Genomic DNA, 15,363 nt, shown 5'->3' with positions numbered 1-15,363 from the left:
GAGAAGAAGAAACCCATGTTCCGTACCGCCTTGCGCAACGTGCTCGCGCACAAGGCCCGGCTCCTGATGACCGTCCTCGCCGTGATGCTCGGCGTGGCCTTCGTGTCGGGGACCCTGGTCTTCACCAACACCATCTCCGACGCCTTCCAGAAGAGTTCCGCCAAGGGCTTCGACCAGGTCGACGTCGCCATGACGGCGGACTACCAGGAGGCCGAGGGCGACCGGGTCGGCAAGCCCCACGACCTGACCCAGGCCACACTCGACAAGAGCGAGCGGGTCCCCGGGGCCGCGTCCGCCATCGGGGTCGTGCAGGGCTTCACCGCCGTCGCCGACAAGAACGGCAAGCTCATCGGCGAGGGCTTCCAGTCGCAGGGCGGCAACTACTGGAGCGCCAAGGACCCGCGCTACCCCCTGGTCAGCGGGCACGCCCCCAAGGGCCCGGGCCAGATCCTCATCGACTCCGAGACGGCGAAGCGCGCCGGTTACAAGGTCGGCGACACCGTGCGGATGTCGGTCGACGGGCCGGTCCTCACCCCGGAGATCACCGGCATCTTCACCACCGACGACGGCAACGTCGCGGCCGGCGGCAGCCTCACCCTGTTCGACACGGCGACCGCCCAGAAGCTGTTCGGCAAGGCGGGCGTGTACGACCAGATCGACGTCAAGGCGAAGCCGGGCGTCACACAGGCCGCGCTGAAGGCGGAGCTGGACAAGGCGCTGCCCGAGGGCACCGTCTCGACCACCACCGGCAAGCAGCTCGCCGACGACCAGGCGGATGCGATCGCCCGGTCGATGAGCGGCATGCAGACGGCCCTGCTGGTCTTCGCCGGCATCGCTCTGTTCGTCGGCACGTTCATCATCGCCAACACCTTCACCATGCTGGTCGCCCAGCGCACCAAGGAGCTGGCGCTGATGCGGGCGGTCGGCGCCTCCCGCCGGCAGGTGACGCGGTCGGTGCTCATCGAGGCGTTCGTGGTCGGCGCGGTCGCCGCCGTGACCGGGCTGGTCGCGGGCATCGGCATCGGAGCCGGACTGCGCTCCCTGATGGGGACGTTCGGCGGGTCCGTGCCCGACGGGCCGCTGGTCGTCAAGCCCGCCACGATCGTCGCCGCGCTCGCGGTCGGCATCCTGGTGACCATGCTCGCGGCGTGGCTGCCGGGCCGCCGGGCCGCGAAGATCCCGCCGGTGGCGGCCATGAACAGCGTGCACGCCAAGGCCACGACGAAGTCGCTGGTGCTGCGCAACACGCTGGGCGCCCTGGTCTCGGCCGCGGGCGTGGCGGTGGTCCTCGTGGCCACGACCATGGACGGTTCGGACGGGCAGCTGCCCATGGGCCTCGGCGCGGTGCTGCTGATCATCGGCGTGTTCATCCTGACGCCGCTGCTGTCCCGCCCGCTGATCGCCGCCGCCGCACCGGTGCTGCGCGCCTTCGGTGTCTCCGGCAAGCTGGCCCGGCAGAACTCGGTGCGCAACCCGCGCCGCACGGCCGCCACCGCCTCCGCGCTGATGATCGGCCTGACCCTGATCACCGGCATGACGGTGATGGCGGGCAGCCTGCAGCAGGCCATCGAGAAGATGGCGTCGTCGTCGATCAAGGCGGACTACGTGGTGTCCATGGCGAACGGCAACGCGCTGTCGCCGGACGTCGAGAAGAAGCTGGAGCGGACCGACGGCGTCACCGCCACCAGTCCGATGCTCAACGCCGCCTCCCGGATCGACGGCCAGACCGAGTACCTGACCGGCGTCAACGGCGCCGCGATCGGCGAGCTGGCCGGCCCGAAGGTCGACACCGGTTCCTTCAAGGTCGGTGGCAGCGACATCGTCGTGGACAGCGAGACCGCCAAGTCCCACGGCTGGAAGGCCGGTAGCGCCTTCACCGCCTCCTTCGAGGACGGCAAGAAGCAGAAGCTGACGGTCGCCGGGACCTACGAGAGCAACGACTTCCTGAGCGGCATCCTGCTCGACGAGAAGATCCTCGCCCCGCACGAGTCGGACCCGTACAACATGAAGGTCATGGTGAAGACCGCCGACGGCACGTCCGGCGCGACCCAGGACAAGCTGGAGAAGGCCCTCGGCACCAACCCGGCCATCAAGGTCCAGGACAAGCAGGACATCTCCAACGAGATCGCGCAGATGTTCACGCTGATGCTGAACATGGTCTACGGCCTGCTCGCCATGGCGGTGATCGTGGCGGTCCTCGGTGTCATCAACACCCTGGCCATGTCGGTCTTCGAGCGCTCCCAGGAGATCGGCATGCTCCGGGCGATCGGCCTCGACCGCAAGGGCATCAAGCGGATGGTCCGCCTGGAGTCCCTGGTGATCTCCCTGTTCGGCGCGGTGCTGGGCATCGGCCTGGGCGTGTTCTTCGGCTGGGCGGCCGGTGAGCTGCTGGCCACGAAGCTGGCGACCTACGAACTGATCCTGCCGTGGGCACGGATCGGCGTCTTCCTGCTGCTGGCCGCGACGGTGGGCGTCCTCGCCGCACTGTGGCCGGCCCGGCGGGCGGCCCGGCTGAACATGCTGGAGGCGATCAAGGCGGAGTAGCGCCGGACATGCGAGGGCCCCTTTCCCACGGTGGGAAAGGGGCCCTTCTGCGTTCAGTTCCAGGTACGGGCGCGCAGCGGCATGCCCGACTCCCCCGATTCGGGGGTCCGTACGGCCAGGACCTGGTTGACGCCGATGCGGTTGCGTTCGAAGGCGAGCGCGGAGGCGGCCATGTACAGGCGCCAGACGCGAGCCCGGCCGGGGCTGGTGAGCTGGACGGCACGCGGCCAGTCGGCCTCCAGGCGGGCGACCCACTGCCGCAGGGTGAGGGCGTAGTGCTCGCGGATCGACTCGACGTCGCGGACCTCGAACCCGGCGCGCTCCAGCATGACGACGGTGCTGCCGACGGGCTGGAGTTCGCCGTCGGGGAAGACGTAGGAGTCGATGAACGCGTCGACGCTGTACGTCGTCTCGTCCCGCCGCGGGCGGCGGGCGATCTGGTGGTTGAGGAGCCGCCCGCCGGGCTTGAGCAGCTCGTGCAGGTCGCGGGCGTAGTCCAGGTACCGCTCGGCGCCGACGTGTTCGGCCATGCCGATGGAGGAGATCGCGTCGTAGGGCCCGTCCCGGACGTCGCGGTAGTCCTGGACGCGGATCTCGACCTTGTCGGTGAGTCCCTCGTCGGCGACGCGCTTGCGGGCGTATGCCGCCTGCTCCTGGGAGAGCGTGACGCCGACGACGCTCACGCCGTGCTCCCGGGCGGCGTGGATGGCCATCGAGCCCCACCCGCAGCCGACGTCGAGGAGCCGCTGACCGGGGCTCAGGTTGAGCTTGCGGCAGACCAGTTCCAGCTTGTCGTACTGGGCCTGTTCGAGGGTGCTGTCAGGGCTGGGCCAGTAGGCGCAGGAGTACACCATGGACGGGCCGAGGACGATCTCGTAGAAGTCGTTGCCGACGTCGTAGTGGTGGCTGATGGCGCGTCTGTCGGTGCGCTTGGTGTGCAGGTTGCGGCGGGGCCGGCGGGCCTCCTCGCGGGGCGGGGCGGGCGGCAGCGGGGTCCCGCCGAGCTTGACGAGCCCGCGTACGGCGGCGCGGACCTCGGGGTCGCGCAGGGCCTGGGCGAGGGTGCGGGCGTCCTCGTCGCGCTCCCAGATGTGACCGGCCAGCAGGTCGAGGGTGGTGTAGAGGTCGCCGTCGATGTCGAGGTCGCCCGCCACCCAGGCCCGGGCGAGGCCGAGTTCGCCCGGCTTCCACAGCAGGCGGCGCAGAGCGCGGCGGTTGCGTACCACCAGGGTCGGCGCGCCCGGCGGACCCGCCTGCGAACCGTCCCAGGCGCGGATGCGCACGGGAAGCGGTGCTCCCAGCAACTGTGCGAAGAGGCCCTGCAGCCGCGGCGCGGCGTCTGCCATGGTGTACACCTCCGTGACGGGGAATCCCGGAATGTCCGATACCACGTAAACACCTGCGGGGCCTTTGCGCAGTCCCCGGCACGCGTCATGTCTGGGCAAAACCACCAAGCCGAAGGAACGGGAACGCCGAAGGACCTCCCGCACCACGGATGGCGGGAGGTCCTTCGGGGAGTCCTACGGCGGAGTCCTGCAGTGGATTCCGTCGTCAGGCAGGTGACCGACCGGAGGTCAGGAGGCCTTGGCCTTCTCCTCGGTCTTCTCCTTGGCCTTGGCCTCGGTCTTCTCCTTCGGCGCGGCGGCGACCGGGGCCGGCTTGGCGGCCTCGTAGAACTCCTCGCGCGGCGTCTCGATCGCGCCGAGCGAGACGACCTCGCGCTTGAGGAACATGCCGAGCGTCCAGTCGGCGAAGACGCGGATCTTGCGGTTCCAGGTCGGCATCGCCATGCCGTGGTAGCCACGGTGCATGTACCAGGCGAGACGGCCCTTGAGCTTGATCTTCATCTTGCCCATGACGATCATCGCCACGCCCTTGTGGAGGCCGAGACCGGCCACCGCGCCCTTGTTGGCGTGGGAGTAGTCCTTCTGCGGGAAGCCCCGCATGCCGGACAGGACGTTGTCGCCGAGGACTCGGGCCTGCCGCAGCGCGTGCTGCGCGTTCGGCGGGCACCAGGCGTTCTCGTTGCCCGCCTTGCGGCCGACGAGGTCCGGGACCTGGGCGTTGTCGCCCGCGGCCCAGATGTAGTCGGTGCCCTTGACCTGGAGCGTGGTCTCGCAGTCGACGTGACCGCGGGGCCCGAGGGGCAGGCCGTAGCGGGAGAGGACCGGGTTGGGCTTGACGCCGGCGGTCCAGACGATCGTGTTGGAGTCGACCTCGAGGCCGTTCTTCAGCACCACGTGGCCGTCGACGCAGGAGTCCATGGAGGTGGACAGGTAGACCTCGACACCGCGGCCCTCGAGGTGCTCCTTGCCGTACTTGCCGAGCTTGGGGCCGACCTCGGGGAGGATCTTGTCGGCGGCGTCGACCAGGATGAAGCGCATGTCCTCACGGGACACGTTCTTGTAGTACTTCGCCGCGTCCCGGGCCAGGTCCTCGACCTCGCCGATGGTCTCCGCACCGGCGAACCCGCCGCCCACGAAGACGAAGGTGAGCGCCTTGCGGCGGATCTCCTCGTCGGTGGTGGAGTCGGCCTTGTCGAGCTGCTCGAGGACGTGGTTGCGCAGGCCGATGGCCTCCTCGATGCCCTTCATGCCGATGCCCTGCTCGGCGAGGCCGGGGATCGGGAAGGTGCGGGAGACCGCGCCGAGCGCGACGACCAGATAGTCGAAGGGCAGCTCGTACGCCTCGCCGACCAGCGGGGCGATCGAGGCGACCTTGCGGTCCTGGTCGATGGTGGTGACCCGGCCGGTGAGGACCTCCGCCTTCGGCAGCACGCGTCGCAGCGGGACGACGACGTGGCGCGGGGAGATGTTGCCGGCGGCGGCTTCGGGGAGGAAGGGCTGGTAGGTCATGTACGACCGGGGGTCGACGACCGTGACGGTCGCCTCTCCGTAACGCATCTTCTTCAGAATGCGTCGAGCTGCGTACAGGCCTACGTACCCACCGCCTACTACGAGGATCCTGGGACGCTCCGTGGTGCTCATGCCATCGAGTATCCACCCGTCTCAGGGGGGTGGCTCGTGCGCCCCTTCACAAGCTTCGGCAGGGTGTGTGTTATCCTCCGCGGCTCTCGTGATCCATGTCATGGTGACAACCCGGATCGATTGTGCAGTGCGGGTCGTTGTCAATGCCGCGTGAGCTGCCTCTCTGGCCCGCCGACCCCCCTGTGAGCCCTCCGCCGGACCCTCCTGCGGGCACCTGCCCAGGGATGCCCATACCATGCTTCTGAACACGTTCAAAGGCCTCTTGGGCCCCCAGAAGGGTCAACGCGACCCTTCTCGTCGCCCTGGAGTGCCGAATTCCTTGTGAAGAACTTCACGAACTTTTCCGGAGGGCTGCTCCCGGGGGGCTCGCGCGAGCCCCCCGGAGACGCTCAAACGTGATCCTTGCCTGCTCAGAAGCGGCCTGGAGCCCGTCCTAGGCGACGGACCACGCGATGCCGTCGAGGATGTCGTGCTCGCTGACGACGACCTCCTGAGCGCCGATCCGCTCCATGATCGACAGCAGGACGAGGGCCCCCGCCCCGATCACGTCGACCCGGCCCGGATGCATGGAGGGCACGGCCGCGCGCTCGGCGTGCGTGGAGCGCAGCAGCCACTCGGTGATCTCGCGGACCCGGTCGTGGGAGACACGGGAGTGGTGGATGGCGGCCGAGTCGTACTCGGGCAGCTCCTGGGCGATCGCCGACACGGTCGTCACGGACCCCGCAAGGCCGACCAGCGTGCGGGCCTCGCGCAGCGGGACCGTCTCCTCGGCGAGGTCGAGGGCGGCCTCGATGTCCGCCCGCATCGCCGCGATCTGCTCCGCGGACGGCGGGTCGCTCACCACCCCGTCCCGGACCAGGTGCCGCTCGGTCATGCGGACACAGCCGATGTCCACCGAGCGGGCCGCACGGACGTGGTCGTCGCCGACGACGAACTCGGTCGAGCCGCCGCCGATGTCCACGACGAGGTAGGGCTTGGGCAGGTGGTCGCGCCCGGCGAGCTCCTTGGTGGCGCCGGTGAAGGAGAACTCGGCCTCCTGGTCCCCGGAGATCACCTCGGGCTCGACGCCCAGGATGTCCAGCACGCCGCGCACGAACTCGTCCCGGTTCTCGGCGTCCCGGGAGGCCGACGTCGCCACGAACCGCAGCCGCTCCGCCCCGTGCTCCTTGATGGTCCCGGCGTACTCGCGGCAGGCCGCGAAGGTCCGCTGCAGCGCCTCGGGGGCCAGCCGGCCGGTGCGGTCGACGCCCTGCCCCAGCCGCACGATCGTCATCCGGCGGTCCAGGTCGACCAGCTCGCCGGTCACCGGGTCGGCGTCGGCGACCAGGAGCCGGATGGAGTTCGTACCGCAGTCCACGGCGGCGACACGGGTCACTGGGCGTCCTCCTCGACGGTCGTCACACACGCGCCCTTGCGCCACCACTCGGGCAGCATGGCCAGGGCCTCGTCGCCCAGCGGGTTCACGCCCGGCCCCGCGGCCAGCGAGTGCGCCACGAGCACGTGCAGGCACTTCACCCGGTCCGGCATGCCGCCCGCGCTCGGGAAGTTCTTCAGCTCCTCGATCTCGTCACGACGCCGGATGTAGTCCTCGTGCGCCGCCCGGTACGCCGCCGCCAGCTCCGGGTCCGAGGCCAGCCGCTCGGTCATCTCCTTCATCACGCCGTTCGCCTCCAGCGTGCCGATCGCCGAGTTCGCCTTCGGGCACGTCAGGTAGTACAGCGTGGGGAACGGCGTCCCGTCCGGCAGCCGCGGGGCCGTCTCGACGACGTCGGGCTGCCCGCACGGGCACCGGTGCGCGATCGCGCGCAGGCCGCGCGGGGGCCGGCCGAGCTGCTGCTTGAATGCCTCGACGTCCGCGTCGGTGGGCTCGGTGCGCGGGGTGGTCGGCGGGGGCGTTTCCATGACTGTGTTCAGGCTGTCTTTCTGGGTTCAGGTCACTGGCTGGGGTCCGGGTTCACTGGTCGGAGGCGTCGGCCTTGTCGACCCCGTCCCAGACGTTCGAGTACCAGGGGCGGTCGGCCGCCCCGAGGTCGGCGTGCGACTGCTTCGCCGCGTGCGGATCGACGACGATGAACCCCGTCTCCCCCGGCATGACGTAGTGCAACCGCTGCCGGATCTGCTGCTCCGCGTACGCGTCGTCCTGCCAGCGCGCCTTCTGGTCGCGCAGCCGTTCGACGCGCTGCCGGGCCTGCTGCTGTTCGCGCTGGAGATCGTCGATCTCGGCGCGCTGCGAGACGTACTCCCGCATCGGGTAGGCCAGGGCCACGATCAGCGAGCACATCACCAGGGCGAGCAGCGCGGCCCGGCCGGTCAGCCGGGAGCGGCGCGCCTGGCGCTTGGTCTGGGAGCGGTAGACCCGGGCCGCGGTCTGCTCACCGAGCAACCGGATCCTGGTCGCGGTGGAGAACCGGTCCCGGTCCTTCACGGCCATGTCTGTCCGCCTCCCGCTCCACCGTCATACGCGCGTACGTCCCCGGACACGGTACGGGACCGAGTACGGGGACGTACGTACGACGCTGCTACTTACGGGTCGGGTCAGCCCTTGAAGCGCGGGAACGCGCTGCGGCCGGCGTACACCGCGGCGTCGTCGAGGATCTCCTCGATGCGCAGCAGCTGGTTGTACTTGGCGACGCGCTCGGAGCGGGCCGGGGCGCCGGTCTTGATCTGGCCGCAGTTGGTGGCGACGGCCAGGTCGGCGATGGTGACGTCCTCGGTCTCGCCGGAGCGGTGGGACATCATGCACTTGAAGCCGTTGCGCTGGGCCAGCTCGACGGCGTCCAGGGTCTCGGTCAGCGAGCCGATCTGGTTCACCTTCACCAGCAGCGCGTTGGCCGCGCCCTCCTCGATGCCGCGGGCCAGGCGCTCGGGGTTGGTGACGAACAGGTCGTCGCCGACGAGCTGGACCTTGTCACCGAGCTTGGCGGTGATGGTCTTCCAGCCCTCCCAGTCGTCCTCGAACAGCGGGTCCTCGATGGAGACGAGCGGGTACGCGTCGACGAGCTCCGCGTAGTACTCGGTCATCTCGGCCGCCGAGCGCTCCTTGCCCTCGAAGGTGTAGACGCCGTCCTTGTAGAACTCGGACGCGGCGACGTCGAGCGCGAGGGCGATCTGCTCGCCGGGGGTGTAGCCGGCCTCGTTGATCGCCTCCAGGATGAGGTCGAGGGCCTCGCGGTTGGAGCCGAGGTTCGGGGCGAAGCCGCCCTCGTCGCCGAGGCCGGTGGCCAGGCCCTTCGACTTCAGGACCTTCTTCAGCGTGTGGTAGACCTCGGCGCCCCAGCGCAGGGCCTCGGAGAAGGACTCCGCGCCGATGGGGGCGATCATGAACTCCTGGATGTCCACGTTGGAGTCGGCGTGCGAGCCGCCGTTCAGGATGTTCATCATCGGCACCGGCAGCAGGTGCGCGTTCGGGCCGCCCAGGTAGCGGAACAGCGGCAGGTCGCTGGCCTCGGAGGCGGCGTGGGCGACGGCGAGGGAGACGCCGAGGATGGCGTTGGCGCCGAGGGAGCCCTTGTTGTCGGTGGCGTCCAGGTCGAACATGGCCTGGTCGATCAGGCGCTGCTCGGTGGCGTCGTAGCCGACGAGCTCCGGGCCGATCTGCTCGATGACCGCGAGGACGGCCTTCTCCACACCCTTGCCGAGGTAGCGGTTCGAGTCGCCGTCGCGCAGCTCGATGGCCTCGAAGGCGCCCGTGGAGGCGCCGGACGGGACGGCGGCACGACCGGTGCTGCCGTCGTCGAGGCCGACCTCGACCTCGACCGTGGGGTTGCCTCGGGAGTCCAGGATTTCCCGGGCTACGACGACGTCGATGGACGGCACGAGCATCTCCTTCTTCATGTGACGCGGGTACGCGGGCCGCGTGGACCCGGCGAGGCGCGGGCCGCGGTGGCTCGCGACATGAGCCTAACCGGCTCCGGGCGATCGGCCACCGGGTCGCCCACCCCATGGACAGAACCGAGAGTAAATTGTTTCCGAACGGAACAAAGCCGGATCGCAAAGACCGGCAGAAAAAACCCCGCCCCGGTGCGCACGGGGGATGACGCACCGGGGCGGGGAGCCCGTGGGGACGGGGTGGGCCGCTGCTTACTTCAGGTGCAGCTGCTGGCCCGGGTAGATCAGGTTGGCGTCCGTGACGATGTCCTTGTTCAGCTCGAACAGCTTCTCCCAGCCGCCCTCGACCTTCTTCTCGGTCGCGATCGAGCTGAGGGTGTCCCCCTTGACGACCTTGTACTCACCGTCGCCCTTCTTGACCTTCTTGCCGGTCGGGGTGGTGACGGTCTTCTGGGTCTGGGCCGGGCGCTCGTCGGAGCGGGAGGCCGGCTGCTGCTCGGTCTGGCGGGTCTCGGTGGAGCCGCTGCTCTGCTCGGAGCCGCCGCTGTAGCCGGCGCTCGACAGGCCCTTGCCGCAGACCGGCCAGGCACCCTTGCCCTGGCTCGCGAGGACCTTTTCGGCGATCTCGATCTGCTGCTCCTTGGTGGCCTGGTCGGCGGTGGAGGCGTACTTGGTGCCGCCGTAGCCGGACCAGGTGGAGGCGGAGAACTGCAGACCGCCGTAGTAGCCGTTGCCGGTGTTGATGGACCAGTTGCCGCCGGACTCGCACTGGGCGACGGCGTCCCACTCGGAGGCGGTGGCGGCGGAGGCGTTGCCGGCCGCCATCAGCGGGGCGGCGACGGCGGCACCGGTGACACCGGCGATGGCGATGACCCGAGAGGCCTTGGACGGACGGCGGTGCGTGCCCTTGCCGGAAAACAGCATGGAGAGATCCCCTCACCGACGCCTGCGAGGTGAGCTGTCGGGTTCGGGCCGGTTGAGTTGCCCGGCCGCGTCCCTCCCGGGACACGGCTTCACCCCAAGCCCTTCCGGCACAACCGGCCGGTCGGGCACTTACCTTGGGTCCCCCGCTCCTGCCTACGGCGCTTGACGCGACGACTGTTCCCGTGCGGCCGCTGGCAGGATTCGGCGTTGCGGCAGCCGGGGCTCGCGGTGGCGAGCGGTCATGACCGTAGACATGCGATCCGCGGAATTTCAAAGACGATCAGGGCTTCTGAGATCTATCTCTCACCGCACCGATAAGGGACATTAGGCGCGAACGGTGACGTGAACTCGCACGGTTTCGGGGTGACTTCCGCCCCCGTTTCCGTACTGCCCCACCGGCTACTCCTCGTCCGCTTCGCCCTCTACCGTGAGCTTCTGACCGGGGCGGATGAGGTTCGGGTCGGTGCCGACGGCCGTCTCGTTCCCGACATAGAGGGCGTGCCATCCGCCGCTGAGGTCGAGGGAGTTCGCGATGGACCAGAGAGTGTCGCCGGGGCGGACGGTGTAGGAGCCGTCCGTCGCCTCCCGGGAGGCTTCGCCGTCGCGCGAGGCGTGCCGTCCGGTGGACCCGGACGTACGGCCGTCCTCAGTCTTGGTGTCCTCGTCCGCGCTGGGGCCGCGGTGGCGGCCGGAGGCGGTGCCGGTTTCGGTTTCGGCGGGTGCCGAAGAGCCGTCGTCCTGCTGAGAGTTGTCGGGCTTGTCACTCTCGGGGGCGGGCGACGGGTCCTGCGTCGAGGAGTCGACAGAATCGGATGACTTGTCGGACTTGGCGGTTTCATCCTCCGGAGTCGATTGTCCGTCAGAGGACGACTCGGTGGAGTCGAGCAGTCCGGGCGAGTCCGTCGGCGCGGACGAGTCGGACGAGCTGGACGAGTCGGACGTGTCCGAGCTCTTGTCCTGCTCGAGGCCGGAGAGCAGCCCGCAGGTGCGCCACGCGCCGACCCCCTGGTCGGCGAGGATTCTCTCGGCCACGGCTATCTGCTGGGAGCGGCTGGCCAGGTCGGCGCTCGGGGCGTAGTCGAGGCCGCCGTGGTTCTCCCAGTCCTCCTGGGACAACTGGAGGCCGCCGAAGTACCCGTTGCCGCTGTTCTGGCTCCAGGCGCCGCCGGTCTCGCAGTCCGCGACCCGGTCCCAGGTCGTGCCGTCGGCCGCGCTGGCGCCGGAGGCCCCGAGGAGCGGGATCGCGATGGCGGAGCCGGTCACCCCGGCCGCGACGAGGAGAGCCGGAGCCTGGCGGGGGCGACGGTGCCGACCGTTCCCGGAGAGCATACGGAGACCTTTCGCGAGACAGCAGTGACCGGCGCGGCGCAGGGTCCCCCCCGGGCCGCGCTGATGATGGGTGAACGTATCGGCAGACGATCACTTGTCACAAGTTCATGCCGCGCAGATCACGTGAAGATCACAGGTCTGATGTTTCGTCACTTCATGCCGCTGAGAACTCCACCGGCAGCGTGCGCAGCCCGCGCATGATGAGGCCGCCGCGCCATCTCAGCTCCGCCGGATCCGCCGCCAGCCGCAGGTCCGGGAGACGGGTGAGGAGCGTGGCGAGCGCGGTCTGGCCCTCCAGGCGGGCGAGCGGGGCGCCGAGGCAGTAGTGGATGCCGTGGCCGTAGCCGAGGTGCTGGTTGTCCCGGCGGGCGAGGTCGAGCACGTCCGGATCGGCGAACCGCTCCGGATCCCGGTCGGCGGCGGCCAGGACGACGAGGACCGGGTCGCCGGGCGCGATGTGCTGCCCTCCGATGGTGAGGGGCTGGGTGGCGAACCGCCAGGTGGCGAGTTCGACCGGGCCGTCGTAGCGCAGGAGCTCCTCGACGCCGGTCTCCAGGAGGCCGGTCTCCCCGGCGGCGAGGGACGTCTGGAGGCGTGCGCGCTGCTCGGGGTGGGTGAGCAGGGCGTAGGTGCCGTTGCCGATCAGGTTCACGGTGGTCTCGAAACCGGCGAACAGCAGGATGAAGGCCATGGCCGCGGCCTCGTTCTCGGTGAGGTGCTCACCGTGGTCGGAGGCGCGGATGAGGCCGGAGATGAGGTCCTCGCCGGGGGCGGGCTCGTCGGGCAGCGCCTCCCGCTTGCGGTGGATGAGGTCGGCGAGGTAGCCGCGCATCTTCTTCACGGACCGCGCCACTCCGCCCCGGGGCCCGCCCTGGTGACGGATCATCATCCCCGCCCAGTCGCGGAAGTCGTCCTGGTCCTCGCGGGGGACGCCGAGCAGGTCGCAGATGGCGTAGATGGGGAGCGGGAAGGCGAACTCATGGATGAGGTCGGCGGACCCCTTGTGCGCGAACCCGTCGATGAGCCCGTCGGTGAGCTCCTGCACCCGCGGCGCGAACTCGGCGACCCGGCGGGGCGTGAACGCCTTGGAGACGAGCCGCCGCAGCCGGGTGTGGTCCGGCGGGTCGATGTTGAGCAGATGCGTCATCAGCTCGGCCTTGCGCTCCCCGGGGATCCCGGTCTTGCCCTTGGCGTGCGCGGGCTCGTCGTGATGCGCCGGGTTCTTGGAGAGCCGGTGGTCGGCGAGCGCCTGCTTGGCATCGGCGTACCGCGTGACCAGCCAGGCGTCCACACCGCTGGGCAGCTTGGTGCGGTGCACGGGGGCGTGCTCGCGGAGCCAGGCGTAGGCGGGGTAGGGGTTGCTCGCGAACTCCCACGAGAACAGTTCCGGCATCCCGGGCGCTTCACGTTGCATGCCACGACCCTACGCAGCGGCCGGGGCAACGCCGACCGCCGTTGTCAGAGGTCGTCGCTACTCTCACCGCGTCGAGATCGAGGAGGACCAGGTGCTCGAAGGCGTACTGATCGCGGAGAGCCTGCGGGTGGGGACCGAGCTGGCCGGTGTCCCGCTGCACGTCACGAAGATCGCCAGCGTGGAGGTGGAGGGCGCCGCGGCCGGGCAGCCGCGGCGGTGGACGCTCCTGGACTTCACCGGGGAAGAAGCCGACGCGGAGCCTCTGGCCGAGCGGCTGGCCGCCTGCCTGGACCCGGCCGGGGGCTGGTACGTCAACTACAACACCGCCACCGAGGCGTTCGTGGTCTTCCCCGGCGAGGTCTTCCGCTATCCGCGCGGCCAGGATCCACGCGGGCGTGCGGAGGGCCGTCGGCGGGCGCAGGACCACGCCCGTTCCCTCGGGATCCCCGAAGCGCAGCTGGACTGGCGGGACTGACCCGCCGGGCACCGCGTCACGGCCGTCGGTCTCGGCCCTCGGTCTCCCTGATCGCGTCCCGGTACGCGCGGGCCGCCGCTCGCAGGGCCGCCTCCGGGTCGACGCCCTCCGCCTCCGCGCGGACCGCCAGGGCCAGCAGGTCGTAGCCGATGCCCTCCACCGGCGGGAGCGGTATGTCCAGGCCGGCGGTGCGTGCCCGGGACGCCAGCTTGGCGGCGAGGGCCAGGCCGGGCTGGCCGAGGGGGATGCCCTCGGTGATCGAGGTGCGCTGCTTCTCGACCGCCTTGGTGCGCAGCCAGTGCGCCTTGACCTCCTCGGGCGTGGTGGCCGTCTCGTCGCCGAAGACATGCGGGTGGCGGTGGATCAGCTTGGCGACGATGCCGGCGGCGACATCGTCGATGGAGAAGGGGTTCGCCCCGTCCTCCGGGCTGCCCTCCTCGGCGATCCGGGCGTGGAAGACGACCTGGAGGAGGACGTCACCGAGCTCCTCGCGCAGTTCGTCGCGGTCGCCCTCCTCGATCGCCTCGACGAGCTCGTACGCCTCCTCGATGCCGTACTTGGCCAGGCCCTTGTGGGTCTGCTGGGACGACCACGGGCACTCGGCGCGGATGCGGTCCATGACCTGGACGAGATCGAGGAGGCGGGCGCCCGGCAGGTCGTAGGAGGCGGGGAGCAGCTCCAGCTCGGGCATGGCGACGCGGCCGGTGCCGGCCAGGCGGGCCAGGCCGTCCGTCAGGGCCGGCTCGCCCTCGCCCGTCGCCACGACGACCAGCGTGCGGCCGCCGGCGCAGGCGTCGACCAGTTCCTCGGCCGTCGGAGACGCCTCGTCGACGGTGATCCCCGCCTCGCGCAGATACGGCAGCTGCGGGTGCGCGCCGTCCGAGCACAGCACCTGGTCGGCCGCGTGCAGCGCCTGCCAGGCGGGCCAGGACAGCAGGCCGGGGGCGACGCGGTGGCTCGTGGTGAGCAGGACGATGCGGCCGGGGGCTTCGGGGCTGTTGGCGTTCACGATTCGAAGCTATCCCACGCCGCCGGCAGCCCCGGAAGTCATCCACATGCCGCCGGGGACAGGTGCCCTACATGTTCTGCTGCGCCTGCGCCTGCGCCGCCGACACGTCCCGCACCCACGGCGTCTTCGCGTCGGCGCGGCTGCTCTTCTGGACGTCCCAGGTGCCGTAGCGCGGGTTGAGGTCGACGTTCAGGTCCTTGGAGGCCTCGGACAGGGCCTTCCAGAACTCCGGACGGTTGGTGTCCGTGCCGAGTTTCCGAGCGAGCTTCTGGGCCTCCAGCTGGAGGCGGAGGTTCTCCTCGAGGCGCTCCGGCGGGATGCCGTACTGCTGGAGCCAGGTGGTCTCCAGCGCCTTGGCGCCGCCGGCCTGCTCTTCCAGGCCGGACCGCATCTCCTGGATCTCCCTGCGGGTGACGGTCACACCGGCGTCCTGGGCGGCGCGGTGCAGCACCCGGTCGAGGACCATGGTGTGCAGGGTGTCGCGGGTGAGCGTGCCGGTGCCGGCGATGGCCTGCTGGTACTGGGCGTCGTCCCGCACGGCCGCCCGCTGGGCCGCGCGCACCTCGCCGACCCGGTCCTCCAGCTGCGAGACGGTGATCCGCTGGCCGCCCACCACGGCCGCCGCGCCGGGATGCGCGTCGTTGCCGCAGGCGGTGAGAAGGGGCGCCGCAGCGGCGATCGCGGCGGTGAGGACGAGCGCGGTGCGACGGCGGCGGTGCAAGGAGACCTCCCGAGGAGATTGTGCGACGGTGCACAAGGTCTTGCGGTGATCGATGGTAGGCAGTGGCCAGGCTCTGGCCAACCCATTCGACCAACGATTCACCGGGACTTCCGGCACCGCCGCGCGGACCGG

At 70.3% G+C, this 15,363-nt stretch carries 13 protein-coding genes and 1 riboswitch; of the genes, 2 read left to right on the top strand and 11 right to left on the bottom strand.

The features are described 5' to 3' along the window. Nucleotides 1-15 precede the first annotated feature (15 nt). Nucleotides 16-2,544: an FtsX-like permease family protein gene (locus tag MQE23_RS26540; protein ID WP_243380478.1), complete on the top strand. Its 2,529-nt coding sequence runs from the start codon at nt 16-18 to the stop codon at nt 2,542-2,544. 53 nt (nt 2,545-2,597) lie between these two features. On the opposite strand, the gene MQE23_RS26535 is transcribed toward MQE23_RS26540, so the two are convergent. The 9 genes from MQE23_RS26535 to MQE23_RS26495 form a co-directional block, all read right to left on the bottom strand. Next, complete coding sequence (locus tag MQE23_RS26535; RefSeq protein ID WP_243380477.1) at nt 2,598-3,890, bottom strand: cyclopropane-fatty-acyl-phospholipid synthase family protein; 1,293 nt, start codon at nt 3,888-3,890, stop codon at nt 2,598-2,600. A 228-nt stretch (nt 3,891-4,118) separates the two neighbouring features. Then, the gene (locus MQE23_RS26530; protein WP_082320092.1) at nt 4,119-5,531 is read right to left on the bottom strand and encodes an NAD(P)/FAD-dependent oxidoreductase; all 1,413 of its coding nucleotides are present in this window, start codon (nt 5,529-5,531) and stop codon (nt 4,119-4,121) included. Between the two features lie 433 nt (nt 5,532-5,964). Next, a complete protein-coding gene (locus MQE23_RS26525; RefSeq protein ID WP_020277286.1) occupies nt 5,965-6,906 on the bottom strand; it encodes a Ppx/GppA phosphatase family protein in 942 nt (313 codons plus the stop codon). Next, the gene (locus MQE23_RS26520) at nt 6,903-7,433 is read right to left on the bottom strand and encodes a DUF501 domain-containing protein (protein ID WP_020277285.1); all 531 of its coding nucleotides are present in this window, start codon (nt 7,431-7,433) and stop codon (nt 6,903-6,905) included. Before MQE23_RS26520 ends, MQE23_RS26525 begins: the two co-directional genes overlap by 4 nt. 52 nt (nt 7,434-7,485) lie before the next feature. Beyond that, a complete protein-coding gene (locus tag MQE23_RS26515; protein ID WP_020277284.1) occupies nt 7,486-7,962 on the bottom strand; it encodes a septum formation initiator family protein in 477 nt (158 codons plus the stop codon). A gap of 104 nt (nt 7,963-8,066) precedes the next feature. Further along, the gene (gene eno / locus MQE23_RS26510) at nt 8,067-9,347 is read right to left on the bottom strand and encodes a phosphopyruvate hydratase (RefSeq protein WP_128092713.1); all 1,281 of its coding nucleotides are present in this window, start codon (nt 9,345-9,347) and stop codon (nt 8,067-8,069) included. A 264-nt stretch (nt 9,348-9,611) separates the two neighbouring features. After that, nucleotides 9,612-10,283, bottom strand: a complete 672-nt coding sequence (locus MQE23_RS26505) for a transglycosylase family protein (protein ID WP_020277282.1) — start codon at nt 10,281-10,283, stop codon at nt 9,612-9,614. A 4-nt stretch (nt 10,284-10,287) separates the two neighbouring features. Next, nucleotides 10,288-10,454: riboswitch (cyclic di-AMP (ydaO/yuaA leader) on the bottom strand. Between the two features lie 228 nt (nt 10,455-10,682). Further along, complete coding sequence (locus tag MQE23_RS26500) at nt 10,683-11,612, bottom strand: transglycosylase family protein (protein ID WP_243380476.1); 930 nt, start codon at nt 11,610-11,612, stop codon at nt 10,683-10,685. A 154-nt stretch (nt 11,613-11,766) separates the two neighbouring features. Continuing rightward, nucleotides 11,767-13,026, bottom strand: a complete 1,260-nt coding sequence (locus MQE23_RS26495; protein ID WP_037673975.1) for a cytochrome P450 — start codon at nt 13,024-13,026, stop codon at nt 11,767-11,769. A 91-nt stretch (nt 13,027-13,117) separates the two neighbouring features. Between MQE23_RS26495 and MQE23_RS26490 the strand changes: the two genes are divergently transcribed. After that, complete coding sequence (locus MQE23_RS26490; RefSeq protein WP_020277279.1) at nt 13,118-13,501, top strand: hypothetical protein; 384 nt, start codon at nt 13,118-13,120, stop codon at nt 13,499-13,501. A gap of 16 nt (nt 13,502-13,517) precedes the next feature. Here the strand turns inward: MQE23_RS26490 and MQE23_RS26485 are convergent, their stop codons facing one another. Next, nucleotides 13,518-14,510, bottom strand: coding sequence for a nucleoside triphosphate pyrophosphohydrolase (locus tag MQE23_RS26485; RefSeq protein WP_243380475.1), 993 nt, complete (start codon nt 14,508-14,510; stop codon nt 13,518-13,520). Nucleotides 14,511-14,577: 67 nt separating this feature from the next. Next, nucleotides 14,578-15,231: a SurA N-terminal domain-containing protein gene (locus MQE23_RS26480; RefSeq protein ID WP_020277277.1), complete on the bottom strand. Its 654-nt coding sequence runs from the start codon at nt 15,229-15,231 to the stop codon at nt 14,578-14,580. Nucleotides 15,232-15,363 lie beyond the last annotated feature (132 nt).

Source organism: Streptomyces sp. HP-A2021 (genome assembly GCF_022807935.1).
GTDB classification, from domain to species: domain Bacteria; phylum Actinomycetota; class Actinomycetes; order Streptomycetales; family Streptomycetaceae; genus Streptomyces; species Streptomyces afghaniensis.
Note: the sequence above shows the minus strand (reverse complement) of the source record. Positions and strands in the feature narration are given on the sequence as shown.

Coding starts and splice junctions, on each gene's coding strand:
- MQE23_RS26540 (WP_243380478.1), top strand. CDS start 16: ATGTTCCGTACCGCCTTGCGCAACGTGCTCGCGCACAAGGCCCGGCTC.
- MQE23_RS26535 (WP_243380477.1), bottom strand. CDS start 3,890: ATGGCAGACGCCGCGCCGCGGCTGCAGGGCCTCTTCGCACAGTTGCTG.
- MQE23_RS26530 (WP_082320092.1), bottom strand. CDS start 5,531: ATGAGCACCACGGAGCGTCCCAGGATCCTCGTAGTAGGCGGTGGGTAC.
- MQE23_RS26520 (WP_020277285.1), bottom strand. CDS start 7,433: ATGGAAACGCCCCCGCCGACCACCCCGCGCACCGAGCCCACCGACGCG.
- MQE23_RS26515 (WP_020277284.1), bottom strand. CDS start 7,962: ATGGCCGTGAAGGACCGGGACCGGTTCTCCACCGCGACCAGGATCCGG.
- MQE23_RS26505 (WP_020277282.1), bottom strand. CDS start 10,283: ATGCTGTTTTCCGGCAAGGGCACGCACCGCCGTCCGTCCAAGGCCTCT.
- MQE23_RS26500 (WP_243380476.1), bottom strand. CDS start 11,612: ATGCTCTCCGGGAACGGTCGGCACCGTCGCCCCCGCCAGGCTCCGGCT.
- MQE23_RS26495 (WP_037673975.1), bottom strand. CDS start 13,026: ATGCAACGTGAAGCGCCCGGGATGCCGGAACTGTTCTCGTGGGAGTTC.